This window comes from Roseateles sp. P1_C6 (genome assembly GCF_056406315.1).
On the sequence record NZ_JBFUAK010000013.1, the window covers coordinates 96887 to 121481 of the forward strand.

Annotated in this window: 23 protein-coding genes; 1 reads left to right on the forward strand and 22 read right to left on the reverse strand. The window is 64.3% G+C overall.

All coding sequences use genetic code 11. From position 1 onward, the window contains the following. Positions 1 to 156: 156 nt before the first annotated feature. Positions 157 to 2943: a right-handed parallel beta-helix repeat-containing protein gene (locus tag AC1D29_RS26165; RefSeq protein ID WP_477903052.1), complete on the forward strand. Its 2787-nt coding sequence runs from the start codon at positions 157 to 159 to the stop codon at positions 2941 to 2943. Positions 2944 to 2971: 28 nt separating this feature from the next. On the opposite strand, the gene AC1D29_RS26170 is transcribed toward AC1D29_RS26165, so the two are convergent. The 22 genes from AC1D29_RS26170 to pstS form a co-directional block, all read right to left on the reverse strand. Beyond that, positions 2972 to 4216, reverse strand: a complete 1245-nt coding sequence (locus AC1D29_RS26170; protein WP_477903054.1) for a WcaI family glycosyltransferase — start codon at positions 4214 to 4216, stop codon at positions 2972 to 2974. A 66-nt stretch (positions 4217 to 4282) separates the two neighbouring features. Further along, positions 4283 to 5230, reverse strand: a complete 948-nt coding sequence (locus tag AC1D29_RS26175) for a glycosyltransferase family 2 protein (protein ID WP_477903056.1) — start codon at positions 5228 to 5230, stop codon at positions 4283 to 4285. Positions 5231 to 5243: 13 nt separating this feature from the next. Further along, positions 5244 to 5972, reverse strand: a complete 729-nt coding sequence (locus AC1D29_RS26180; RefSeq protein ID WP_477903058.1) for a glycosyltransferase family 2 protein — start codon at positions 5970 to 5972, stop codon at positions 5244 to 5246. Further along, positions 5969 to 7144, reverse strand: a complete 1176-nt coding sequence (locus AC1D29_RS26185; protein WP_477903060.1) for an acyltransferase family protein — start codon at positions 7142 to 7144, stop codon at positions 5969 to 5971. Before AC1D29_RS26185 ends, AC1D29_RS26180 begins: the two co-directional genes overlap by 4 nt. Positions 7145 to 7150: 6 nt before the next feature. Further along, the gene (locus AC1D29_RS26190; protein WP_477903062.1) at positions 7151 to 8569 is read right to left on the reverse strand and encodes an O-antigen ligase family protein; all 1419 of its coding nucleotides are present in this window, start codon (positions 8567 to 8569) and stop codon (positions 7151 to 7153) included. Position 8570: 1 nt separating this feature from the next. After that, positions 8571 to 9383, reverse strand: a complete 813-nt coding sequence (locus AC1D29_RS26195; protein ID WP_477903064.1) for a 6-hydroxymethylpterin diphosphokinase MptE-like protein — start codon at positions 9381 to 9383, stop codon at positions 8571 to 8573. Then, complete coding sequence (locus AC1D29_RS26200; RefSeq protein ID WP_477903066.1) at positions 9380 to 10855, reverse strand: polysaccharide biosynthesis protein; 1476 nt, start codon at positions 10853 to 10855, stop codon at positions 9380 to 9382. Before AC1D29_RS26200 ends, AC1D29_RS26195 begins: the two co-directional genes overlap by 4 nt. 7 nt (positions 10856 to 10862) lie before the next feature. Next, entirely contained in the window at positions 10863 to 11603 is a 741-nt protein-coding gene (locus tag AC1D29_RS26205; protein WP_477903068.1) for an SDR family NAD(P)-dependent oxidoreductase, read from the reverse strand. Beyond that, positions 11603 to 12547: a phosphoglycerate dehydrogenase gene (locus AC1D29_RS26210; RefSeq protein WP_477903070.1), complete on the reverse strand. Its 945-nt coding sequence runs from the start codon at positions 12545 to 12547 to the stop codon at positions 11603 to 11605. Before AC1D29_RS26210 ends, AC1D29_RS26205 begins: the two co-directional genes overlap by 1 nt. A gap of 8 nt (positions 12548 to 12555) precedes the next feature. Beyond that, positions 12556 to 13257 (reverse strand): acylneuraminate cytidylyltransferase family protein, encoded by a 702-nt coding sequence (locus tag AC1D29_RS26215; RefSeq protein WP_477903072.1) that lies wholly within the window; start codon positions 13255 to 13257, stop codon positions 12556 to 12558. Positions 13258 to 13279: 22 nt separating this feature from the next. After that, positions 13280 to 14161, reverse strand: coding sequence for a glycosyltransferase family 2 protein (locus AC1D29_RS26220; RefSeq protein WP_477903074.1), 882 nt, complete (start codon positions 14159 to 14161; stop codon positions 13280 to 13282). 7 nt (positions 14162 to 14168) lie between these two features. After that, positions 14169 to 14861, reverse strand: coding sequence for an exosortase-associated protein EpsI, B-type (epsI, locus tag AC1D29_RS26225; RefSeq protein WP_477903076.1), 693 nt, complete (start codon positions 14859 to 14861; stop codon positions 14169 to 14171). A 25-nt stretch (positions 14862 to 14886) separates the two neighbouring features. Next, positions 14887 to 15825, reverse strand: a complete 939-nt coding sequence (fcl, locus tag AC1D29_RS26230; RefSeq protein ID WP_477903277.1) for a GDP-L-fucose synthase — start codon at positions 15823 to 15825, stop codon at positions 14887 to 14889. A 13-nt stretch (positions 15826 to 15838) separates the two neighbouring features. Then, positions 15839 to 16957 (reverse strand): GDP-mannose 4,6-dehydratase, encoded by a 1119-nt coding sequence (gmd, locus tag AC1D29_RS26235; RefSeq protein WP_477903079.1) that lies wholly within the window; start codon positions 16955 to 16957, stop codon positions 15839 to 15841. Between the two features lie 50 nt (positions 16958 to 17007). After that, positions 17008 to 17895, reverse strand: a complete 888-nt coding sequence (gene xrtB / locus AC1D29_RS26240; RefSeq protein ID WP_477903081.1) for an exosortase B — start codon at positions 17893 to 17895, stop codon at positions 17008 to 17010. Positions 17896 to 17971: 76 nt separating this feature from the next. Beyond that, entirely contained in the window at positions 17972 to 18868 is an 897-nt protein-coding gene (locus tag AC1D29_RS26245) for a polysaccharide biosynthesis tyrosine autokinase (protein ID WP_477903083.1), read from the reverse strand. Between the two features lie 4 nt (positions 18869 to 18872). Then, a complete protein-coding gene (gene epsF / locus AC1D29_RS26250) occupies positions 18873 to 20303 on the reverse strand; it encodes a chain length determinant protein EpsF (protein ID WP_477903085.1) in 1431 nt (476 codons plus the stop codon). Positions 20304 to 20318: 15 nt separating this feature from the next. Beyond that, positions 20319 to 21155 (reverse strand): polysaccharide export protein EpsE, encoded by an 837-nt coding sequence (epsE, locus tag AC1D29_RS26255; RefSeq protein ID WP_477903087.1) that lies wholly within the window; start codon positions 21153 to 21155, stop codon positions 20319 to 20321. Continuing rightward, positions 21152 to 22132 carry an EpsD family peptidyl-prolyl cis-trans isomerase gene (locus tag AC1D29_RS26260; protein ID WP_477903089.1) on the reverse strand — a complete coding sequence of 327 codons (981 nt, stop codon included), beginning with the start codon at positions 22130 to 22132 and terminating at the stop codon, positions 21152 to 21154. Before AC1D29_RS26260 ends, epsE begins: the two co-directional genes overlap by 4 nt. 245 nt (positions 22133 to 22377) lie before the next feature. Continuing rightward, a complete protein-coding gene (gene ubiE, locus AC1D29_RS26265; RefSeq protein ID WP_477903091.1) occupies positions 22378 to 23109 on the reverse strand; it encodes a bifunctional demethylmenaquinone methyltransferase/2-methoxy-6-polyprenyl-1,4-benzoquinol methylase UbiE in 732 nt (243 codons plus the stop codon). A gap of 8 nt (positions 23110 to 23117) precedes the next feature. Next, complete coding sequence (locus AC1D29_RS26270; protein ID WP_477903093.1) at positions 23118 to 23510, reverse strand: gamma-butyrobetaine hydroxylase family protein; 393 nt, start codon at positions 23508 to 23510, stop codon at positions 23118 to 23120. 22 nt (positions 23511 to 23532) lie between these two features. Further along, positions 23533 to 24579 (reverse strand): phosphate ABC transporter substrate-binding protein PstS, encoded by a 1047-nt coding sequence (gene pstS, locus AC1D29_RS26275; RefSeq protein WP_477903095.1) that lies wholly within the window; start codon positions 24577 to 24579, stop codon positions 23533 to 23535. Positions 24580 to 24595 lie beyond the last annotated feature (16 nt).

Here is a 24595-nt window from a genome sequence, read left to right on the forward strand (position 1 = left end):
TTGTCTGTGGTTACATCCCCCTGAAAGCAGGTCACGCTGCGGCGCAGCAAAAGCGTTACGCTGACCTCAGCCGACGCCACGGGCATGGCGCCCGTCGGTCGTGCGCAGACACCGGCTCCCGCCGGACTGCGGCATGGATCGGCGAGGACTGCTCGCATGCCCCAACGCCCTTTTCCCCAACTGCTTTCCCTGGTCGTGCTGGCCGCCTCGGCCAGCGTGCATGCCGCTCCGGCTGAAGCTCCCGCAAAGTCGGCTGCGGCCGCCGAAGCGGTGATCATCAATGTGGATGCCGCCGGTTCGGACGGCGCCAACGGCGATGCTGCCTCCGGCGCCGTCAAGACACTCGCCCGCGCACAGGCCCTGGCCCGCAACCGCATTGCCGCGATGGTGGCCGGCGCCGCTCCTCGTGCACCCGTGCGCGTGCTGATCGGCCCGGGCGACTACCCCCTCGGCGGTACGCTGACCTTCACACCCGCTGACTCGGGCACGGCAGACGCACCTGTCAGCTACGAAGCCCGGCAGCCCGGCACCGTCCGCATCAGCGGCGGCGTCGATCTCGGCAGCCAGCCCGCCTCGCGTGCGGGCGCCACCCTCACCTACAAGGCGCCAGCCAACCCTGCCGCCGCGAATGGGGGCTCGCAGCTGTTCGTCAACGGGCGGCGCGCCACGCTGGCCCGCCAGCCCAATGGCAACGAGACCTGGTTCGTCCAGAGCGCGGTGAGCGTTCCCGGCGAAGCCGCGGGCAAGCAAGGCTCGGAAGCCTTCGCCGCTGCCCCGGCCAACCTGAGCTGGATCAACGGCTTGAGCGCGGCCGACAAGAAGCGCGCCATCGTCGAGGTCTACCAGTCCTGGACAACCGGCCAGCATCGCCTGTCCGGCCAGCCCACGCCGCCCAGCAGCGTGCGCATTGCGCCACGCGCCTTGTGGCCGTTCCTGAGCCTGGGCGGTACGTCGCAGCGCTACTTCATCGAGAACGTGGTCGCCGCGCTCGACGCTCCCGGCGAATGGATCTACGGCGATGGTGCCGTGCGCTACATCAGCCGCAGCGACGAGGCCGGCAAGTCCTTGCAGGCCACGTTGCCGACGCTCGAGAAACTGGTTGTCGCGCAGGGTGCCAACCATCTTCATCTGGTAGGGCTGTCTTTCGCCCACACACGCTATCTGACGCCGGAGGCCGGCGTGACCGACAACCAGGCCGCCTACATCGTGGGCGCCGCCATCGAGGTCAACAAGGCCACCGGCTTTGTCTTCAGCAACGGCAGCGTGCAGCACACGGGCGGTTGGGGCCTCTGGCTGCGCGACAGCGTGCGCGACGCCAAGGTCACCGACTCCACATTCACCGATCTGGGCGCCGGCGGCATCAAGGTGGGCCTGGCCAACCAGTCGCCGTCGGACGGTGGCGCCACCGGTGACAACCAACTCATCGGCAACACCATCTCGCAAACCGGCCAGGTGTTCCCGAGTGCCGTGGGCATCTTCGTGGGCCAGTCGTGGGACAACCAGCTGCTGCGCAACACCATCCACGACACCACCTACACCGGCATCTCGGTGGGCTGGACCTGGGGCTACGGACCCGCCACGTCGGGCCGCAACCTTGTCAAGGGCAACCTCATCTACAACATCGGCCGTCGCCAGCTGGCCGACCTGGCGGGCATCTACACGCTGGGACGCTCGCCCGGTACCGTGATCGCCAACAACATCATCCGTACCGTGCGCGGCTATGACGGCTATGGCTCGGGCGCCTGGGGCATCTACAACGACGAGGGCAGCAGCGGCCTTGTCGTGGAGGGAAATGTCGTGCTCGACACCGACTCCGGCGGCTATCACCTGCATTTCGGCAAGGACAACACGCTCAAGGGCAACATCCTTGCGGGCGGCGACGCCGCAGAGATCCGCGTCACCAAGCCGGAGGCCGACACCAACCTCAAGGTTCAGGGCAACCTCATCGCGCCCAAGGGTGCACGGCCGTTTGATCAGTTCGCGCGCGGCGCCAACATCCAGTTCCAGGGCAACGAGGTGAGCTCGGCCCTGGGCGGCAAGGGCGCCGACATCGGCCCCTGCGGTGACGGCTGCGCGCAGGGCAGCGCCAACGTGCAGGCCGGTGCCGCACCCACCGACATCCGCAGCGCCAACCCGGCATGGATGGGCGTCATCAACACGGCGCTCGCCACCTGGCGCGGCGGCGGCTCCTCGTCGGCCAAGGCCGCTGCGGCGAGCCAGAGTCCCGACGGTCCGACCGCCAAAGCAGCGGCAAACGCTGGCGCCACGGCGGCGCCCGGCAACGCAGAGCCCGCTGCCCGCAGCCTGGCGGGCGTGGCCGAGCCGGCCAAAGCCACCATCGCGCCTCCCACCGACCTGACGGTGGACATCGCCGGCACGGCGCCTGCCGCCCGGCCCGTGAACCTGCGCTACCTGCCCGCCGACAAAGCTGCCACCCTGCAGGTGGAGGCGCAAGCCGGTGCACCCCACGGCAAATGCCTGGCCTTCAACGACAGCCCCGCCCTGGCCAACCGCTGGGAGCCTGCCGCATTCGCCACGCTGAACCACACGCAGGGCAACACCGTCGTGGAGTTCGAATTGAAGATCGACGCCGCCACCGCCATGCTGGTGGAATGGCGCGACAACGCATCGCCCTACGTCGCCGGCCCGTCGGTGCGCATCACATCAGCCGGCGCCGAAGTCGCTGGCAAGGTAATCGCGCCCGTGCCGGTCGGCGGCTGGACACGCTTCCGCATGCAGGCACCCCTTGGGGCGGATAAACCGAATTGGACGTTGGAAGTCCATCCACCCGAGGGCAAGACCACGACGCAGAACAACCTCGCCGTGAAGAGTGGCGCCTGGCGCCGGCTGAACACGCTGGTGTTCTCGTCGGACGCGACGGTGGAATCGCACCCATGCGTCGCGTCAATCAAAGTCGTGAACCAGGGCGCTGCCAACCGCTGAACCAACGGGGCGGCGCGCCCCGCGGCCTTCAGCGCTTGGGCAAAGCCTGCAGAGCAGCCTCGAACTTCAGCAGGATTGCGTCCTGTGCCAGTTCGGCCTGTGCGTAGGCGCGCCCCGCCGCGCCCAGCGTGTCGCGGCGCTCCGGTTGCTGGGCCAGGGCCTGCAAGGCATCGGCCAACGCCACCGCATCACCGGGCTCGATGCGCACGCCGCATTGCGTCAGCACACCGCCCAGCTGCGTGTCCGCCGCCGCCGTGCCCACCACCGCGCGGCCGCTGGCCAGCATGCCGGTCAGCTTGGAGGGCATGACCAGGTCGGCCGCGTCGGCCCGCTGCGGCAGCACATGGATGTCCGCCGCGTTGAGCATCAAGTTCAGGCGCTCGGCCGGCTGCAGCGGCAGCCACTGCAGATTGGTGAGGCCTTGTGCCTGCGCCATCAACCGCTCGCGGGCACCGCCATCGCCGGCCAGCACAAAGCGCAGCCCGGGCATCGCCTGCAGCCGGCGCGCAGCCTCGATGACCAGCTCCAGCCCCTGCTTCTCGCCCATGTTGCCGGAGTACAGCACCAGCACGTCCGTCTCCGCCAGGCCAAGCTCGGCGCGGAAGGCGTTCGGACGCGGCAATGGGTAGACGCTGCTCAAGTCCACCCAGTTCGGGAACAGCTGCGCGCGCTGCGGCGCCACACCCTTGGCCAGCAGGCGCTCCACCATCTTGGTCGTGATGCTGGATGCCACGGCGGCGCCCTGCAGGCACCAGCGCTCGAAGCGGTAGGCCAGGTTGGCCAGCCCGCCGCCACCGCCGACGATGCCCATGCCCAGCATCGCGTCGACCTCGAAATCCTGCACATGCAGCCAGACCGGCACGCCGTAGCGGCGGCCCAACCACAAGGCTGCCGGGGCGGTGAACAAGGTCGGCACCACGAGGATCACCGCATCCGGCCGCCGGCTGCCGTCGCGCAGCGCACGCCACAGCGCCGGGGCGCTGCTCAGCGCAAACGAGGCCAGGTGCAGCAAGCGCTTCAACCCCGAGGGCTTGCTGGGCACCCACAGCGGGCAGCGCGTTACACGCACCGAACCGCCTTCGCCCCGGGTCTCGCGCTGATAGCCCCAGGCAGGGTAGCCCTCGGCGCGCTGCCAGGCCGGGTAGTAGGGCGGCGCCGTCACCACCTCCACTGCGTGGCCACGGTGGGCCAGCCATTGGGCCATCTCACCGGAGTACTTGCCGATGCCGGTCAGCTCGGGCGCGAAGTTGATGCCGTAGATCAGCAGCTTCATCGCGCCGACACCTCGGCCGCACCGCGGCGCTGCATGTTTCCCATGCCACGAACAGGTTTCATGGGCTCAGACCGCCGCGCTGTACAGCGCGGCCTTGTAGAAGGACAGGCAGGCAATGCGCAGGCGCATCGGCGCGCCAGACGACAGGGCCAGGCGCCTCGCCACGGCACGCACTAAGCCACCGGCGTGCCAGCGCGAGATCAGCCGCGCGGTCTTGTACAGCGTGGTGGGCAGCACCATGGCCGGCCGCAGCGACAGCATGCGCAGGAAATTGCCCACCGACTCGTCGTACTTGGCCAGGATCTGCGCGGGCGCCAGCAGCCCCAGGTGGGAGGCCGGGTTGTCGATGTGCAGCAACGTGTAGCGCTCGCTCGCTCGCGCGGCCCACTCGCAGTCTTCCCAACCCCAGCCGACGAACTTCTCGTCCAGCGGGATCGCGTTCAGTACCTCGCGCCGGGCCAGGAAGTTGCACGAATAGAAGTGGTAGGCGGGCGCCTGCGCGCGGACCTCGGCCGGCACGGCCTCGCGCAGCTCCGTGAAGCGCCGGTGCAACTGCACCACCGGGTTCTCGCGATCGCAGAACTTGGCACTGCGGCCACCATAGATGATGTCCGCCGCGCCGCGCCGCGCGAGGTCGACGTAGCGCTGCAGGTAGTCCGCCTCGTCCGGCATCATGTCTGCGTCGAGGTAGAGCACGAAACTGCCGCGCGCGGCCTGCGCCAGTCGATTGCGGATCACCGCCCGCCCCAGGTTGCGATGGAAGCGCAGCAGCGTGGCCGGCACCGGGCTGGCCTGCAGCGTCGCCCAGACGGCATCCGCAAACTCGGGTTGCGGGCTGCCGTCGTCGGCCAGCACCAGTTCGAAGGCGAGACGCTCTGGCCCCGCCAACTCGCCCAACCGCGCCACCAGGGCAGAACAATCGAAACGGTAGAACGGCACCAGCACCGATACCAGCGGCGTCGCGTCAGCCGCCCCCTCGAAGGCGTTGTTCTTCAGTACCTGCAGGTCTGTCATCACCGTTCCGACCTCAACGCGGGCGCATCAGCCGCACCAACCCACGCACGCCGGTCATGAGCATGGAGCGGTAGACAAAACTCTTTGGCATGCCCGCCGAATACATGGCCTGCAGGTGCTCACCATAGGCCGCGAAACGCCGCTGCACGCTGATGCCACCGTCCACCATGCGAGTCAAGGATTCGCAATGCTGGAACCTGGCGCCGGCCACGTAGGCGCGCGACAGCCAGTCCGAGTCCATCGCATACCGGTAAGTCGGGTTGAACTCGCCCACCTTCTCGTACACGCTGCGCCGCACGAAGACCGACGGGTGGTACATGCCAAATCCCGCGGAGTAGAACCAAGGATGGAACTTGCCCTGGTTGAACATCAGCACCTGGCCGTCGTCGTCCACCAATTGCGTATCGCCGAAGACGATGTCCGCCCCGGCCGCAATCGCCGCAGCGACCTTGGCCACGGCATCGGGCGCATGCTCATCACCGGCGTTCAACAGGCCAATCACCTCACCCGTGGCCATGCGCAGGCCCTTGTTCCACGCATCTGAAATACCCTTGTCGGGCTCGCTGACAATTCTGGTGATGCGCCCCTCATAGGCGCGAATCTTTTCCAGCGTCCCGTCAGTGGAGGCGCCATCAATAACCAGGTACTCGATATCCGGATGCGTCTGGGCCAATACGGATCGAATCGTCCGATCGACATAGTGTTCAGCGTTTCGAACAATCGTGACTATCGAAATTTTCATGCCAAACGACTCGCGACTTTGCGCCCCACGTTGATAAACGGCTTCTCGATCGCCTCAAAAGCAATTTTCGCGAGCAGCAAAGCCAACGGAATCACAACGCCGGCAACCAAAATGAACCGCGAAGCCCCACCCAACTGGAGAAACCAAGTTGTGGATTGCAAGAAGCGCACCGCGGGAATGAGCAGGAATATATGGACCAAATACACCCCGTACGACAGATCCCCGAGGCGACGGAAAAACGGCGCCTCAAATAAGGTGGCGCTTCTATCAAGGACGGAGTCGATCAGCTTTGATCCAATCCGATTGGAAATCAATTGCCGGAGAATGACAGCGGTCAAGAAGCATGCAATCACCGCGAAAGTCAGTCGCTGAAAAAGAAAAACCGATAGCATCAACGCGATGAAATCCATTACGGATGCTCTTTCAGAACACACGATTTTTGCCAACACTATGCCGGCAACAAAACAGTTCAACCGCAGTATCAAGATAGATGGCTGCGGAAACGACATCCACTTGGAAGGGTCGATCGTGTATACAGAAATATTCTGCAATGAAATGCCGACACAAACTGCTGCAACAAGCACAAGAGGAATTGCCGACCATCTTTTGAAAGCGAAATAAAGCAGCGGAAAGCAGAGGTAGAACTGCATTTCCAATGAAAGGCTCCAATCCGGGATGACATTGGAGGCCGCGTAGCACGGGTGGAAGCCAAAAAGAAAACTTACGTGAAGAAAGACGTTCGCGATCGCCTCTCGATGACACGCTTCAAATGGACGGGTGAATTCAGCGCCCTGGGTCAGATAGATGGCTCGCAATTCGGTCTTGAAATAATCTTCCAAAACCATTGACACCACCAACGCCAGAAAATAAAGGGGCGCGATTCTAAAAAAACGACGCGCAAAGAACTTCTTCCAGGTTCCTGCCACGTACGGATTCTCTCGCTTGAAGCGACTCTCGATGTTCCAAAACATCAAGAAACCCGAGACCAGCATAAACAAATCAACTGCGATGCCGCCACGGTCAATAAGACCCCGCGGCCCATCAACGAATTGGGTCACGTGAGAAAGCAGAACCCATATGGCCAAAAAGCCGCGGAAGCCATCCAGCGCAGGAACGTTGATCACTCCGGCCAAGGAAAGATTTTTAGATGACAAAGGAACTGAAGTGGTCATTAACAATCAATGCGCTAGCGAGGGCATACGGATGGAGGGCTTTTCCTTCAATGAACGTGCCCCCACCAGTTCGCCGGAGCGCCTAAGGGCACACGATATTCCCGTTGCGACCACTATGAAATAAAAAATCAATTCGGGTGTATAGATGGTGACGGCAACTTCAGTTTGACTCTGCAGCAGAAGATAAATTATTGATGCTGACAGGACAACCATCGGTCCTTTATAGCCCTCAATTTTGGCAAGTCTCAACAAGCCGGAGACGAGCGAATACATCAGCGCGACCCAGGCAACCACCCCGATGTAACCCATGTCAAAGAAGATCTGCAGCGCAGTGTTGTGCACGGACGTGGTGGTCTGGCCCAACTCGTTGAAGATCCATGAATAGGCCGCGGATAGTTTCGATTGAACGTGACCGAACGCGCCATACCCGATCAGGTGGATGATGTTGCCGTTGGAAATTTCGCCGAGCGCAGCATTCCAAATATATTGGCGACCCGTTCCAACCCCCAGCTTACTTCCCTGCGTGCCCGATCGCACCAAACCGGACAAGAGCCCCTGCTCGTTGACAAACGAAAATATTGCAGACAGCAGAAACGGTACAAACGGACTCAACAATACCAAGCCCAACGGGAGCACCCGAATTACCGACGACTTGGAAATGAGCATCCACCACATCATCGCGACCACTACCGCCAGCATTGCGCCGCGAGAATCGACCGCTACCAACGCGACAAAGCAAGCCAGAACGGACATGCCGGTCAGTACCTTTGCCAAAGCGCTCTCCGTGCGCCAGAAGGCAATCGATGCCAACAGTCCAAGCGCACAAACACTGCCAAAAGTATTCGTACCAGCCATCAGCGGAAAATAAATTCGGCCAACCGTGATACCAAACATCTTCAAAGTCTGATTCAAGCGCTCGTCACCCAGCATCGGCACCGAGGCAAGCCCGGCAGCGAAGCCAAGCAAATTAGCAACGACCAGAATAACCAAGCCAGCGGGCGCAGCACAGATCAGCAGATTTCTTTCTTTTGCATTGGTGGTATTCAAGAACGCCGTAACTGCCGCAACGAGGCCTATCAGCAGCAGGATAATATTGGAAAACACGTTCGAGAACGTGTAGTAATAGCCAAGTCCTCTGGCGACGGAAATGCAGCCCAGCATCAGCATCAAAACCAGTGGCGTCAATATTCTCAGGTCGAAAAAATCATCAAGATTGCTTCGATGAAAAACTTTTTGATAACGCCAAGACACACCGGGCAAGAGCAGCAGATTCTTGAAAATTATCAATAGCAGCAGCGCAATACCAGGCAGCTTGCTGCCATTCGGATCGACGACGCGCAGCAGGTTGAGGCCCAGAGGCACAAAACTAATCAGAAGCGCGTCAACAAATACTGACGGCCGGATACGCTTCTCATTCGATTGCATGTCAGGTGCCCTTTAAGAAAGCTGACAAAGCCTGGCGTTCAAACACCTCGAGCTTCCCGCCTTCGGTTGCATTCACCACCCGCCCCCCAAACGCCGCATACATATCCCGCGCCATCGTGTACGCCACTTCGCTCTGGAACAGGTCAGGCAGCTGCCATTGGACGCCGCCCGCGAAGTAGTTGGGGTCGAAATGGCTCTCGTCCTTTTCGCCCGACACGACGGTCTTGTTGGCCGGGCCCTTGGTGGCGAAGGTGTGATCCGCGCCCACCAGGGCAACTTCGCGGAAGCCCATGTGGAAGGCCAGTTGCATGGCCACGAAGGTGACGGTGTAGCCCTGGAACAGGCTCAGGCTGACGTCACGCGCAAAGATGGGGAAGACGTTGCTGTGCAGGAAGGCGACGTTGGGGCGGCCCTTCACGAAGGGGGCCGCGTGGCTGTCCAGGAAGAGCGGCAGGTCGGTCTGGTTGTAGAAGGCCTGGTTCTGCTCAAGCACCAGCGGGTTGACGGCGACGACGCACTTCGGGCGGAAGACGGTCTTGTCGAACAGCAGGTTGATCTTGTTCAGGCCGAAGCAGAACACGCCGGACTGGTGCAGGGCGTCGAAGTCGACCTTCAGCAGGCTGGGGCCGTTGCACAGGATGACGGCCTTTTGGCCGACATGGCTGTCCTTGCAGGCGCGCAGCACGCCGCGCGAGCGCCAGCTTTGGGGGTTCAGGTCCCACTTGAGGCGGCGCAGCATGAAGCCGAGGCCGATTCGGTAGGGGTTCAGAACGTCGCGCTGTTCCAGCAGGGGGTCGATGGTGGTGTCGGTCACGTGAATGCTCTCAAGGCGGGAACGAGGCGGGCAACGCCCAGCGCGGCCAGCATGGCCAGGGCCGGCGGCAGGGAGATGGCGCGCTCGAAGGTCCAAAGGTTGAACTGGTAGGCGCGCCGCGAGTGCGCAACCGAATAGACGGCGTAGAAGCCCGCGTAGGCCAGCAGCATGGCCAGCGCAAAGGCCAGCATGCCGAGCCGCGGGTAGAGCAGCAAGGCAAAAGCCAACATCAGGCAGCCGGTGACGCCGTTGGCGATGTGCCAGACGATGTGGTTGCTGAGGCTGTAGAGCTGCAGGTGCATGGCGCCGTAGCGCTCGACGAAGAAGGCCGCGCACATGAGGGCCCACACGGCGGGCGGCACGAAGGCGGTCTTGCTGTGCAGCAGCGTGAGCAGGGGCACGGCGACGACGGCGAGCACGATGGCCCCGGCGACGAACACCCAGTGGGCGGCACGCATGCCGTGGCGCGCGAGCGTGAGTTGCTGGCCTCGTTCACCCTTGGCCTGCAGTTCGGCAAGGCGCGGCAGCTTGCTGTAGAACGGCGCCTGCGCGAACTGGCTGACCATGGTGATGAGGCGCAGCGCCAGCAGGTAGGAGGCGACTTCGGCGACGGGTGCGACCTGGGCGTAGGCCCAGCCACTGGACTGAATAATGCCCTGCCCCATCACGACGCCCAGGCCGCTGCGCCAGGTGGCGGGCCAGAGCGCGCGCAGCAGCACGTGGTCGCGCTGCGCCCGCACGTGCGACAGCTGCGGGTGCAGTGAGCGCATCAGCGCCATGTTGCGCAGCGCGTTGAGCACGATCCAGACCTGGTAGCTGGCTACCAGTGCCAGCAGCGAGCCGCCCAGCGCCAGCACGATCAGGGTGCTGCCGATCTGGGCTAGGCCGGTGGCGGCCTCCCAGCGGCGCAGCACGGCGATGTTGTTCATGCCCTGCAGGGCCACCGAGTAGGCGTTGCCCATGAAGCCGGCCCAGGTGGACAGCAGCACAAGGCCCCAGGCAAGCCAGGCCTGGCCGGGTGCGGCGGTGGCTGCGATGGGGCCGGCGATGGCATAGCTGCCGGCCAGCGCAAGCAGGGCCACGACGCCCAGACCGAGCCTGGGGTAGAGCCAGCGCAGCAAGGCGTAGACACGCCCCAGCGTGTCGGCGGCGCTGGCGTCAGAGGCTGGCGCGACGGCGGGCACGGGCGTTGTGACGCCACGCGCCTTTCCTGGCATGGCCTGGATGGCTTCGAGGCTGGCGCCACCGCGTGCGAACGACAGCATGCGCGTGAAGGTCGGGGCGAGGCCGAAGTCGAGGATCAGCGCCAGCGTGAAGACGCTGCTGAAGAGCTGCCAGACGGCGACTTCGGCCGAGGCATAGGTGGCCAGCACCCAGGGCAGCACGAGGACGACGCCGCCCAGGCGCACGGCCAGGCTGCCCCAGGTGGTGAAGGTGGGGGAGTTCCAGAGGCGGGCGAGCAGCGCTTTCATGCGCGGCTCACACGGGATCGTGCAGGCGTGCACTGATGCCACCGCTGAGGTCCACGCACGCACCGTTCATGAAGCGGGCGGCGTCCGAGCACATGAACAGCGCGGTGGCGGCCACTTCCGCCGGCGTGCCGACGCGGCCCACGGGATGGTGGGCTTCGAGCTCGCGGTAGGCAGCTTCGCGGCCTTCGAAGCCGGCGCGCAGCATGGGCGTGGCGATGGCAGCGGGGCACAACGCGTTGCAGCGCAGCTCCGCACCAAGGTCCACGGCCATGGCACGCACGAGTCCGGACAAAGCCGCCTTGCTGGTGGCGTAGGCGACGAAGCCGGGCTTGGTCAGCCGCTCGTGGATGCTGGAGATGGCCAGCATGCAGCCCTGGTTGCGAACGAGTTCTTCGCGCAGCGCCATGGTGAGCCAGAAGGGCGCCAGCAGGTTGGCGCCCAGGCTGTCGGCCCAGTCGGCGGTGCTGAGCTGAACGCTCGGCTTGACGACCTGGTGGGCGGCGTTGTGGATGACGGCCGTGGCGCGACCGCCGGTCGCTGCGCGAAGCGCGGCGATCAGCGCGCGACCCTCGGCACTTTCCGGGTCGGCCGCCGCAGCGACATCACCGACCACATGGCCCGCCCGCGTGAGCGGCTTGCGGTCGGTGGAGACGACTTGCCAGCCACCTGCCTCGAATGCCTCGACCAGGGCCGCACCGATGCCGCCAGCGGCACCGGTGATGAGGGCCACGGGTCGGGCGTCGGTCATCAGGCCTTCTCCGGCACGCCCAGGTAGCCCAGCAGGGTCGCGATGGCGAACTCGCTGCAACGCACGACGCCGTCCACGGTGTTGGAGCCGTTGTGCGAACCGAAGATGGTGTTGGGCATGCCGCGCAGCGGCGATTCCATCGGCAGGGGCTCGACCTCGAAGACGTCCAGCGCCACGGAGTGCACGTGACCGGACTGCAGCGAGGCGATAAGGGCTTGCTCGTCGATGAGCGGGCCGCGCGCGACGTTGGTGATGCGCACGCCGGGCTTGCACTTGGCGAGCACGTCGGCGTTGAGCATGTGCGTGTTGGCCGCCGTGAGCGCGCAGGTGAAGGCGAGGAAGTCGGCCTCTTCCACGCGTGCGGGCCAGGTGGCGCGCTGCACTTGCGCGGGCAGTTCGCCCTGGTAGAAGGGGTCGTAGGCAACGACCTTCATGTCGGCGGCAAGCGCACGGCGGGCGAGGTTGCGGCCGATGTCGCCCAGGCCGATGAGGCCCAGCGTGCGGCCGGACAACGACAGGCCGCGCGGCTTGGGCCACTTGCCGTCGCGCACGCCGCGGTCGATGGTGAAGGTCTCGCGGGCCAGCGCGGCCAGATAGGACATGCCCACGTCGGCCACTTCGCCGCCAAACATGTTGGGGCAGTTGGTGATGGGGATGCCGAGATCCTTGCAGGCGGCGAAATCGACGTTGTCCACGCCGATGCCCCACTTGACGGCGGCCTTGAGCTTGCCGGCCTTGCCGGCCTCGAAGACGCGGCGGGTGGCGGGGTCGTCGCCAATGATCCAGCCGTCGTACTGCGGCAGCAGCTCGCAGAGTTCGTCCTGGCTCAGCGTCTGCACGACCTTGGCGGGCGTGACCTCGACGCCGCGGCTTTCGAACAGCGGACGGAATTCTTCAATCATGCCCAGCATGGGCGGGCAGGTGACCAGTACTTTCAGCGTCATGGCGGGGCTCAGGTCGATTGGGTCTGGATGTATTTGCACATGGCTTCGGCCATGTGCCAGCTTTCCTGGTCGTCGATGTCGACGGACTCGGTGCGGCCCATCTCGTACATCTTGGCGCGCCGGCCGATGCGGGCGTTGGTGCCGGCGAAGCTGTCGGCCGAGAAGATGTAGAGGTTGGAGTTCTCCTCGTACCAGGGCTCGAGGTCCTGGGTGCGGATGAGGTTGTCCGGGTCGTGGTTGATGGCGCTGCCGTCGGCGCGGTAGAAGCGGGTCTGGAACTTGTTGACCGTGAAGACGGAGTCACAGCTGCCGTCGACGATGCCCTTGAGGTAGAGGTCGATCGCGCCACGCACCGAGCGCTCGGACAGCAGCGGGTTGGTGGTGTGGGTCATCACGTAGACGTCGGCCGGCACGTTGGCCACGTCGTCGGCCAGCACGAGGTTCATGCTGACGAAGTCGCCGCAGATCTCGGGCTTGCGGTCGCGGATGCGCACGCGCGGGCCGTCGACAAGGCCGTTCTCGGCCAGGATGGCGCGGGCGTCGGTGTTGATGATGACCTCGTCGATCTGCTCGACGGCCAGCAGCGTGTCGAGGATCCAGCGGAACAGCGGCTTGCCGTTGAAGTCACGGAAGTTCTTGCCGCGAACACGTTCGCTGTTGGCCTTCATGGGCAGCAGGGCGACGATGCGGGGGGGGGCAGCAGATGTCATGGTGGGAAGAGAGTGTGAGTAGTCAGCGGGGATAGAAATAGGCTTCTTTCATCTCGCGCGACACACGGCGGTGGAAGTGATTGCCCTTGTGGGCGCCGCGGAACTGGTTGTATCGATAGCGCAGGATGCTGGTGAAGTGAGCGCGCATCTGGCGCTCCTGCAGGGCTGCGCCGAGATCGAGGAACACAGCGCTGAAGAAGTAGCGGATCACGTCCGGCAGGCCCAGCTGGACCTCGGGCATGATGAATTGCAACGCGATGGCCTCACGCTCGAAGCGGCGGCGCACCTGAGCCCACGTCTCGCTGTGCAGGTGATAGACGCAAGACTTGGACGCATAGCCGATCTTGTAGCCCTGCGCCACCAGTCGCTTGGCGAGATGCATGTCTTCCAGGCCGGTCAGCTCTTCGTCGTAGCGGTGCTCAAGCCACACGCTCTTCAGCACGGCGGCGTTGGCGTTGTTGCAATAGAAGCCGTCCTGCGGCAGCTTGTCCTGCGCCGGGAAGTACTTGCCGAAGATCTGGCGCTCGCTGAAGTGGCTGCTGTCGTCGCCGACCTGGCGGCCGTAGGTGGAGACGCACAGGCCGTCAGCGATCGGCTTGACCAACTCGGCGAGCCAGTGCGGGTCCACTGGGATGCAATGGCCGCTGACAAACACCAGCACGTCGCCGGTGGCTGCCGCGCAGCCGATGTTGAGTGACCGGCCGAAGGAGAACTCTTCCTTGCGGATGCCGACGACGTTGACCGGGAAGCGGGCCGCTACGTCGAGCGTGCCATCGGTGGACCCGGAGTCCACGATGACGGTCTCGACGCTGTGCTCACCGAGCTGCTGGTCCTGGATGCCCTGCAAGAGCGCACCCAGGTGCTTGCTCTCGTTGTAGGTGCGGATGACAACACTGATTTTCATTCGTTGTTCAGGCGGCGCTCGCGTTGCCGCTGACAGCGCCTACAAACATGGCGCGATCCTGCGGCGCGATGGCAGCCACCATGTCAGACAGAAAGCGCTCCTGCACCGAGAAGCCGTGGGCGGAGTCGTTGTCGATGGTGGAGGCCCGCACCAGCAGGCCGTCGGGCACGAGGCCTCGCAGGCCGTAGGCGACACGCGCCTGGTTCTGCTCCAGCCAGCCACGGATGACCTTGTCGCCGATGCGGATCCAGTAGGTGACGGGCTCGTTACGCCCGCCCTGCTTGGCCACGATGCGCATGGCTGGCAGCGCGCCAAAGACGGTGTCCACGGACACCTTGGCAGACGACTGCAGCTGAAAGCCCTGCGCGACGTAGCAGACCTCGGGCTTGTGCACCTGCAGGTCGCGGCTCTGGTGGCGGCCATAGGCCAGGCTCAGCATGACGCGCTGGCCGGCCGCGTTGACGTAGGTGCGCGAGAGTTGATCGGAGTAGAGCGTGTTGAGCACCTTCTCCAGCGACGGATTGACGACCGTGCCGCCGCCGGCATAGGGGTCGAGCTTCCAGTCTCCGAACTGCTTGGGCACGAGGTCATCGAGCTTGCCGAAACGCGACGGGCCGGTGTCGGGCCGCGGCCTGAGCGCCTGTGCGGCGCCTGCGGTCGCAACCATGACGGCAGAAGCCAGAAGAGAGCGGCGGAGCATGGTGACGTGATCCCTACGCTTGCTGTCAGGACGCGGCGCCGGCGCGCGCCAGGAAATCGGCGTAGGCCAGCGAGATGCCTTGCTGCAAGCCCGTCTTGGCCACCCAGCCGCGGCTGGCCAGCAGCGAGACGTCCATCAACTTGCGCGGCGTGCCATCGGGCTTGGAGGTGTCGAAAACCAGCTCGCCCTCGAAGCCAACCGCTTGCTTGACCAGTTCAGCCAACTCGCGGATGGTGACGTCATCGCCGACACCGATGTTGGTGAGCACGTCTTCCGTGCCAGCTTCCATCAGGTGCACGCAGGCGTCGGCCAGGTCGTCGACGTAAAGGAACTCGCGGCGCGGTGTGCCGGTACCCCAGACAACCAGTTCCTTGTCGCCACGCTGCTTGGCTTCATGAGCCTTGCGGATCAGCGCCGGTAGCACATGGCTGTTGTTCAGGTCGTAGTTGTCGTTGGGGCCGTACAGATTGGTCGGCATGGCGCTGACGTACTGGCGACCGTACTGGCGGTTGTAGCTTTCGCAGAGCTTGATACCGGCGATCTTGGCGATGGCGTAGGGCTCGTTGGTCTGCTCCAAAGGCCCGGTCAGCAGGCTGTCTTCGCGCAGCGGTTGCGGCGCGAGCTTGGGGTAGATGCAGCTGGAGCCCAGGAACATCAGCCGCTGCACGCCCGCAAGGTGCGCACCGTGGATGATGTTGGCCTCGATCATCAGGTTCTGATAGAGGAACTCCGCCCGATAGACGTTGTTCGCCTGAATACCGCCGACCTTGGCTGCGGCCAGGAAGAGGTAGTCGGGCTTGTGCTGCTGCATCCAGTCATGCACGCCGCGCTGGTCGAGCAGGTCGAGCTCCTGGCGCGACGTGGTGAGCACGTTCGTGTAGCCGCCCGCCTTCAGCCGGCGCACCAGTGCCGAGCCCACCATGCCACGGTGGCCCGCCACGAAGATGCGCGCGTCGCGCGCGATCGGGGCCACGGCCTCACTCATGGTGGTCGTAGGCCTGGAAGCCTGCGAGCTTGACGAGGCTGTCGCGCTTGGCGGCCGTGTAGTCGGCCTGCACCATTTCGGCGACGAGTTCACGCAATTGGGTCTTGGGCACCCAGCCCAGCTTTTCCTTGGCCTTGGTCGGGTCGCCCAGCAGCGTCTCGACTTCGGTCGGGCGGTAGTAGCGCGGGTCGACCTTGACGATGACGTCGCCGACCTTGCACTTGGCCTTGTCGCCTTCGACCTTGGTGACGCGAGCGACTTCCTGGTCACCCTCGCCTTCGAACGCGAGCGTGATGCCCAGTTCGCCGGCGGCGAATTCGACGAACTGGCGCACGCTGTACTGCACGCCGGTAGCGATGACGAAGTCTTCGGCCTGATCCTGCTGCAGCATCAACCACTGCATCTCGACGTAGTCCTTGGCGTGGCCCCAGTCGCGCAGCGCGCTCATGTTGCCCAGGTACAGGCAGTCCTGCAGGCCCAGCGCGATACGGGAAACGGCGCGCGTGATCTTGCGGGTGACGAAGGTCTCGCCCCGCAGCGGGCTCTCGTGGTTGAACAGCACGCCATTGCAGGCGTACATGCCGTAGGCCTCACGGTAGTTGACCGTGATCCAGTAGGCGTACATCTTGGCGACTGCGTAGGGGCTGCGCGGATAGAACGGCGTGGTTTCCTTCTGCGGGATCTCCTGCACCAGGCCATACAGCTCGGAGGTGGAGGCCTGATAGAAACGGGTCTTCTTCGTCAGGCCCAGGATGCGGATGGCCTCGAGGATCCGCAGCGTGCCGATGCCATCGGCATTGGCGGTGTACTCGGGCTCTTCGAAGGAGACCGCCACGTGACTCATCGCCGCGAGGTTGTAGATCTCGTCGGGCTGCACCTGCTGAATGATGCGGATCAGGTTGGTCGAGTCGGTCAGGTCGCCGTAATGCAGCTTGAAGCGCTGGTTGCTGACGTGCGGATCCTGGTACAGGTGATCGATGCGGTCGGTATTGAACGACGACGAACGGCGCTTGATGCCGTGCACTTCATAGCCCTTGCCCAGCAGCAGTTCAGCCAGATAGGCGCCATCCTGACCCGTGACGCCAGTGATCAACGCAACTTTCTTATTCACAACAGACAACCCTTCAAAAAAATGCACTCGCGTGCTCGGTTCTTCCTGAACTAACTCTTCGCTCCACGGACACCCACGCGAACGAGGGAGTCAGCCGCAATGATGAGCATCAGGGCACTTAGAAACAGGACCATGCCAGCGAAACCATGCAGGAAACCCTGCCCGGCCTCGTCGCCAAGGTAATAGGTGATGAGCGTCAGCGTCATGACACGAATGACGTTCGCACTGAACGAAATGGGCACGATCAGAATGGCAAGCACAAGATTCCGAATGCCAGAAGCGTGCCTGACTACATTCAGATACAGCAGTCCGAGTGCCTCGAGCGTGAACAGCGTGTGCAGGCCCGCACAAGCATCCGCCACCAGCAACTGATACGGCCCAATCAACAGCATGACGCCAGAACGGGCGATTGGGTATCCCAAGGTGAACAAGATGGATTCGGCCACATAGGACACGGCCATCTTCATCGGCTGGGTGAGCAAATCCACGACGCTGTTGGGCAAGGGCACCATGAACAGCATGAAGAAAAGCCCGAACCACACGCTCTTGAGTGCCGTCGTGCCGCGCATGAGGAGCACGACGCCGATGAGCATGAAGATCAGTGACCCGGCTTCGAAGAACAGATAGTCCTGTGTGCGGCCGAGAAAATAGAAGGCCGACGCCAACACGATGCACACAAATCCCAATATGGGGCGGGGCACATCGGGCGGCCCGTCAAATAACTCGGCCCTGCGGCGCCAGATCAGCCAGATCGCAATACCCAGAACGATGGGGCCATGCCCCTGTTCCTCACTATTCCAGACGGTGGTGAACAGGTCGAACAGCGTGGGCCCATACAGTGCCGCCAGGCCCAGAACGATCGGGAGCCAAAGCAGCCATTGGCGCTGGTCAAGGGCGGCAGGCCGTGTCATAGCACTTCGGTCCAAGGGATATTCCATGGGAATGGGTCGAGAGGAGGTGCGGGTGACGCATCAGCGCGCCTGCACCCGCTCCCCCAACTGCGAACTGGCGACGTCAATGCTCATTGACGACCACGCCTGCGAGCGTGGCACCCAAATCTCCAAGGCTGGCGGTCAAGTCTTGCAGTGCCTGCACCTTCGAGGCGTCCTTGCGCGCGACGATCAGCGCACCACCACATCGGGCAGCCACCACTTCGCCATCGGCGCCATATTGCGCAGCCGGCGTGTCCACCACCACGTGGTCGAACTTGCCCGTCAGCTCCCTGATGAGCAAGGCAAAGGCTGGGCGCTCCACCAACTCAAGCGGATTGGGCGGCGTGGCCCCTGCCGGGAGCAGGAACAGATTCGGCACGTTCTGAATCTGCTTGATCACATTGGCCTCGACACGCCCGGCCAGCAGACCGGACAGGCCTGCGTCATTTGGAACATTGAAGACCGCATGCTGTCGGGCATTGCGCAGGTCGGCATCGACCAGCAATGTTCGACCGCCCAGCTGCGCCAACACAACCGCCAGATTCGCCGCGAAATAGGTCTTGCCATCTCCGGCTTCCGGGCTGACCACGGCGAGCGCGCGCCGCTCCTGGCGGCCTTCGCCGAAGATGCGCATCATCACCTGAGGGCGGATCGCTCGGAACGCCTCGGCCTGATAGGAGAAGGGCTGATTCAGCGTCACCAATTCCGGGCTGGCGTCGCGTTGCGCCTCGGCCGCATACGGATAGTGGAACTGCTGCGCCAGCGCATACAGCACGTCGTCTGCATTCGCAAAGCCCAGCGCGACTGCTGCTTCGCCGAATCGCACGCCGGTCTTGCGCTGATGCTCGGCAATCCGCTCGACTTGCTCAGCCGTCAGGTTGCGCGTGGAGGCAATGATGTCGCCAATGGAGCGGTCGTGAACCATGTGAGTTGCCGACGGGCTCGCCCGGTGCGCCGATGCTTCTGGTGTTGCACTCATGAGTTCAATTTCCCGTTTTCGACGCTGCGATCTGGCCTACCAAGCGATGCTGAAGCGCCTGGGCCGCACGTTTCTTCTTGCTGTTCTTGGCGTGCAACGAGGGCAGCACGCCAATGACGGGAAGGCCGAGCATGGCCACCACGTCCGCGGCGGAGCGCAGTCGGCGGTCGCGCAGTTCCATCACGAGCACCGTACTCAGCGCCAGCAGGCCGCCAAGGAAGATCGCGAGGATGGTGTTCAGCACCAGCTTGGGAGACGACGGCAGCATGGGCGGCGTCGCCGGCGCGAGGACGGCCACACTGCTCTGCGTGGTTTGGCTTTCCAGCGAGGTCTGCGTCAACCGCGCCAGGATGGTGTCGTAGGCGCGCTGGGCGTTCTCGATGTCACGCTGGATGACGGACCCTTCGTCGCGCACCTGCTTCATCTTGAGCACCTTGTTGCGCTGGGCATCGAGCTCAAACCGAACCTGGGCTTCGCGCTGCTTGTTGATGGTGTTGGTCACGCCGACCCCACCGCCGATGCGCCGGATTTCCGCGTCGATCTTCTGCCTGAGCTCTGCGATATTTGCCTTCAGCTCGATGACCTGCGGGTTGTTGTCACCCAGCTTGGAATTGAGCTCCTGAAGCCGAGCTTCCTGGCGACCCAGATCCACGCGCAACGAGCCGACGAGCGGGTTGTTGGTCACTTCCTGCAGCTTCTCGACCGAACCGGAGGCAACCTGGCCTTGGCGGCTGCTGGACTCGGAGCTGAGCGCCTGAATACCCACCAGTTGCGAACTCAGCTCATTCAAACGCTGGGTTTCGATGTCCAGGCGCTCATCCGCATTGATCACGCCGTTCTCGTTCTGGAACTTGCTCAGGCGCGCCTGAGCCTTCTCCAGCGTATCGCGGGCTTCCTTGGAGCGCGTGTCGAAGAAGCTGCTGTACTGCTTGGCAGGATCGACGCGCAGGTCCAGCGAAGTTTCGACGTAGGCCTGAACAAAGGCGTTGGCCAGACCTGCAGCGAACTTGGGATCACGCGCCTTGTAGGCCACACTGATCACGCTGGACTCGCGACTGGGCTTGACGTCGAGGTCGCGCTGGAACACTTCCACCAGCCACGTCTCGATGTCGCTGTTCTGGTCACCGCTTTCCTGCCACTCCTGGCGAATCTCAGGGTTCTCGGTCAGCTTGAGATTGCGCACCACCCGGCGAGCCACGCGATCGCTCTGGATGATGTCCACCTGGGTGGCCATCAACGCCGGATTCATCATGGATTGGTACACCATGGCCGAGACGGGGTCGGGCTTGATGTCGACCACGACGGTCGCGACGGCGGTGTACTTCTTCGGCCAGGCCAGACTGAGGCCAACACCGAGGACGATGACGCCGATCAGGATGGCCCAGAACACCTTGGCCCGGGCGCGGATGATTGCAAGGAACTGACTGAAGGTCATCTGGCTTTCCTTAGCTTAGAACAAGCTTTCTTTTACGTAGACCACGTCGCCATCCTTGATGGTGTCGTCCATACCCGGCTGCACGACCTGCACCTTGCCGTCAGCACTCTTGCGGTGCACGCGGATGCCGCGTTCCGTGCCGCGCTGGTTCAAGCCACCACCCGCCGCCAGAACCTGCATCAACGTCATGCCACGCTCCAGCCGCACCGGGCCGGGACGTTGCACTTCACCGTAGATGTAGACCAGCGGCGCGCGGTCCACCCAGAGCACATCGCCGTTCTGGATCAGCACGTCATTGACGCGCCCCTGATCGGCACTGGAGCCGAACACGGTGGGCAGGTCGATCTCCAGTCGGAAAGGCTTGCCATTGCGCGTGCCGCTGAGCACGAGCAGATCGGCGCCGGTGCCGGCAACGCCGCCGGCATTGGCCAGCAGGTCCGTCATGCGCATGTCTGCGGTTTCGATGGGATAGCGCCCGGGACGGTTGACTTGGCCCAGCACGCTGGCCTGATTGCCCTTGACCTGCAGCAGGACGATGGTGACTTGCGGCGACTTGACGAAGCTGCCGTTCTTCAACCCATCGGCGATGAGCTTCTCGGCTGCGCTGACGCCCAGGCCCCCAATGCGCACATTGCCAAGCAGCGGGTAGCTCACGAGGCCCGACTCCGAGACCCGGGTTTCCAGCGTCAAGTCCGGGTTCTGGTAGACGACGATGCGAATGACGTCGCCCGCACCCAGACGGTATTCAGGCGAAGCGGCAGCAGCCGAAACGGCGGAACCGGATTGAGCTTGGGCACCCAGGGCACTCAGGCCGAGCGCGGCAGCGAGCAGAAGGTGGTGGATACGCATCATTTGAGGCCCATGCCCTTGGAGATGGAAGCAGGATCCAGGCCACTGGCCGCAGGTGCGACCGGCGCCGGCGATTCAGAAGCAGCAGCGGCGGGCAGCACCTGCTGGGTCGGCGCGCTGGCAGCCCCCGGCGCCGGCTGCGCAAACTTGCCCACATATTCAATCTTGGAGCTGTCGCGCAGCGCCTTCAGGTCCTTCTGCACCACTTCGGCCTTGCGCTGGTTCTGCAGGAAGGCTTCGATGGCCGGACGGGCACGGGTTTCGTCGACGGGCTGGCTGCGCGAACCGACCAGGAAGAGCACCGTCAGGCCATTCGGACTGGGGCTGAGGACGGAGTCGCCGTCCTTCATCTTGGCGATCGAATCCAGGCTGGTCAGCGGCAATTGCTCCGCGGCGCGCACGGCCTGGTTGCCGTTGAAGCGGAAGTCGTTGGCCTTCAGGTACTCGGCGAACTCGTTCAGGTTCTTGGACGCCGACAGCTTGGCGCGGATGGCTTCGAACTGCTCGGGCTTGGCCTCGATCTGCAGTTCCTGCAGGCTGTAGATGCGACGGTCCTTGAAGAGGGCCGGCTTGTCGTTGTAGTACTTGGCGATCTCTTCAGCGTTGGGCTTGGCGACCGATTCGCCGACCCGGTCGACATAGGCGCGGGCGATGATTTCGCGCTTGGCGGCTTCGATTTGTTGCACGACGCGCGGGTCACGGTCGAGCTTTTGCTCCTGGGCCTTCTGCACCGCGAGTTCCTGGTCGACCAGACGCTCCAGCACCTGGCGGCTGGCCGCCTCGGCCTGCTCCGGCTTCAGGCCCGGCTGGCGTTGCAGCACGAAGTTGATCTGGTGGACCGTGATCTCCTCCTTGTTGACCTTGGCCGCGGTCTGGGAGGCCTTGTCACCCTTGTCGCCGCCGCAGGCGGCGAGCAATGTGGCCGCCGCGATGGCGGCCAGCAACCATGGGGCCTGGTATTCAATCAGTCGCTTTGCCATCTTTTTCACGGTCCTTGTTATTCAGAGGAAGGGCCCCCCGGCCCAAATCAACGAATGAGTGTAGCGGCGGGATATGTCGCTTCTATGGGCCGCACGCCCCCATTACTGGGTTCGCCACGGCCACGATTTAGAGCTATTTCAAGCCAGAAGTTCCCTAGCCCCCACGTTCTTGGGGGGTGGGATCAAAACCTTGGGGATGACGTCATCCCGACGTCATGCAGGGCGCGGCACCGCGCCCTGCAAACCTAGCACTTGATGCCGGCGTGCAGCGCGACGAGGCCCGCGCTGAGGTTGTGGACGTCGACGTGGCCGAAGCCGGCCGTCTTCATCATGGCCTTGAGCGTGGCCTGGTCGGGGTGCATGCGGATGGATTCGGCGAGATAGCGGTAGCTCTCAGCGTCGCCCGCGAACAGCGAGCCCAGCTTGGGCAGGATGTTGAAGGAGTACCAGTCGTAGGGCTTGCGCAGCGGCTCGGCGATGCGGGAGAACTCCAGCACAAGCAGGCGCCCGCCGGGCTTGAGCACGCGGCACATCTCGGCCAGGGCCAGGTCCTTGTGCGTCATGTTGCGCAGGCCGAAGGCGACGCTGACCAGGTCGAAACTTTCGCTCTTGAAGGGCAGCTTCTCGGCGTCGGCCAGGCTGGTTGGCAGGATCAGGCCTTCGTCCAGCAGCCGATCACGGCCCTGGCGCAGCATGGCTTCGTTGATGTCGGTGTGCACGACGACGCCGCTCTCGCCGACCTTGCGGGCGAAGGCGCGCGACAAATCGCCCGTGCCGCCGGCGATGTCCAGCGCGCGCTCGCCCGGCTTCAGGTTGGCGACCTGCACGGTGTAAGCCTTCCAGGCCCGGTGCAGGCCGGCCGACATCACATCGTTCATCAGGTCGTACTTGGACGCGACCGAGTCGAAGACGCCGCGGACCTTGCCGGCCTTCTCGTTTTCGTCGACGGTGCTGAAACCGAAATGGGTTTGGCTCATGGAAGGGTTCAATGCGAGTGGCAGCTGCCGCCGCCCTTGACGGGCATGGCGTCGTCACGGCTCTTGCCGGCGGCCGCCAGGCGCGCTTCGTAGTCGCGCCAGAGGCTGTCCTGCTGGCTGCCGAGCTTGTGGAGGTAGTCCCAGGTGAACAGCCCGCTGGCATGGCCATCCGAGAACTCCGGGCGCACCGCGTAGTGGCCGACCGGCTCCAGGCCGGTGATCAGCACATCGCGCTTGCCGGTCTGCAGCGTCTCCTGGCCGGGGCCATGGCCCATGACCTCGGCCGACGGGCTGTAGACGCGCATCAGCTCGAAGGGGATACGAAACCGCGCGCCGTCGTCAAAGGCGATCTCCAGCACGCGGGATTGCTGGTGGACGGTGATTTCCGTGGGCGCGGGCATGTCGTCAGTTTAGGTCGTGGGATCAGAACGACTGATAGGCCGGCAGTTGGCCGTCCTTGGGGCGCACCAGCGTGAAGCGCGCCGCCAGGCGCGACTGCACGCTGATGGGCAGCGGCGCAAAGCCCGAGCCGCGAGTCAGGTCGTCGCCATGCATGAAGCACCAGTACAGGAACTTCAGCGCGCCCAGGGCCTTGGCGGCGCTGGCCGGTTCGGCGTCGACCAGCACGAAGCTGGTCAGCGTGATCGGCCACGCGTCGACGCCCGGGCGGTCCAGCAGCGTCGCCAAGTCGTCGCCCTGGCGGTGCATGTCGCTCTCCAGCACGGCGGCGCTGAAGGCCCGCTCCGACGGCGCGACGAAGCGGCCGGCCGCGTTGCGCAGTTTCACGGCCGTGAGCTTGTCGCGCAGCACGCGGTCGTAGGAGACGTAGGCGATCGCCCCTGGCGTCGCGCGCAGCGTCTGCACCATGCCGTCGTTGCCCTCGGCCTTCAGCGGCTCGCCCGGCCAGGCCGGCGCCTGGCTGGCGCCGACATCGGCCTTGAACGTGGGAGACGCGCCGGCCAGGTAGCGGCTGAAGCCATCGCTGGTGCCGGACTTCTCCGCGCGCACGACGCGCTTGATGGGCCAAGCCGGCAGCGCGACGCCAGGGTTCAGCGCGGCAATGCGCGCATCGCTCCAGAGCTTGACGCGGCCGAGGTAGATATCCGCCAGCAGCGCGCCGTCCAGCTGCATCGGCGCCGCCAGGCCCGGCAACTGCACAACCGGCACGACGCCGCCGACCAGCATCGGGATCTGCACCAGCTTGAGCTTGGCCAGCTCGGCCGCCGCCAGGGGCGCGTCGGTGCCGCCGAAGTCCACCTGGCGGGCGCCGATCTGCTTGACGCCGTCGCCCGAGCCCGTGCCCTTGTAGCGCACGGCACTGCCGCCGGCCTTCTCGAAGGCGCGCGCCCAGGTGTCGTAGACCTTGGACGGGAAAGTGGCGCCCTGGCCCTGAACGGGTTGGGCCATGACGGCGGCGGACAGCAGCAGTGGCGCGACGAAGGCAAGGGTCAGGCGCAGAAAAACGGGCATGGCCGGGTCGAAATAC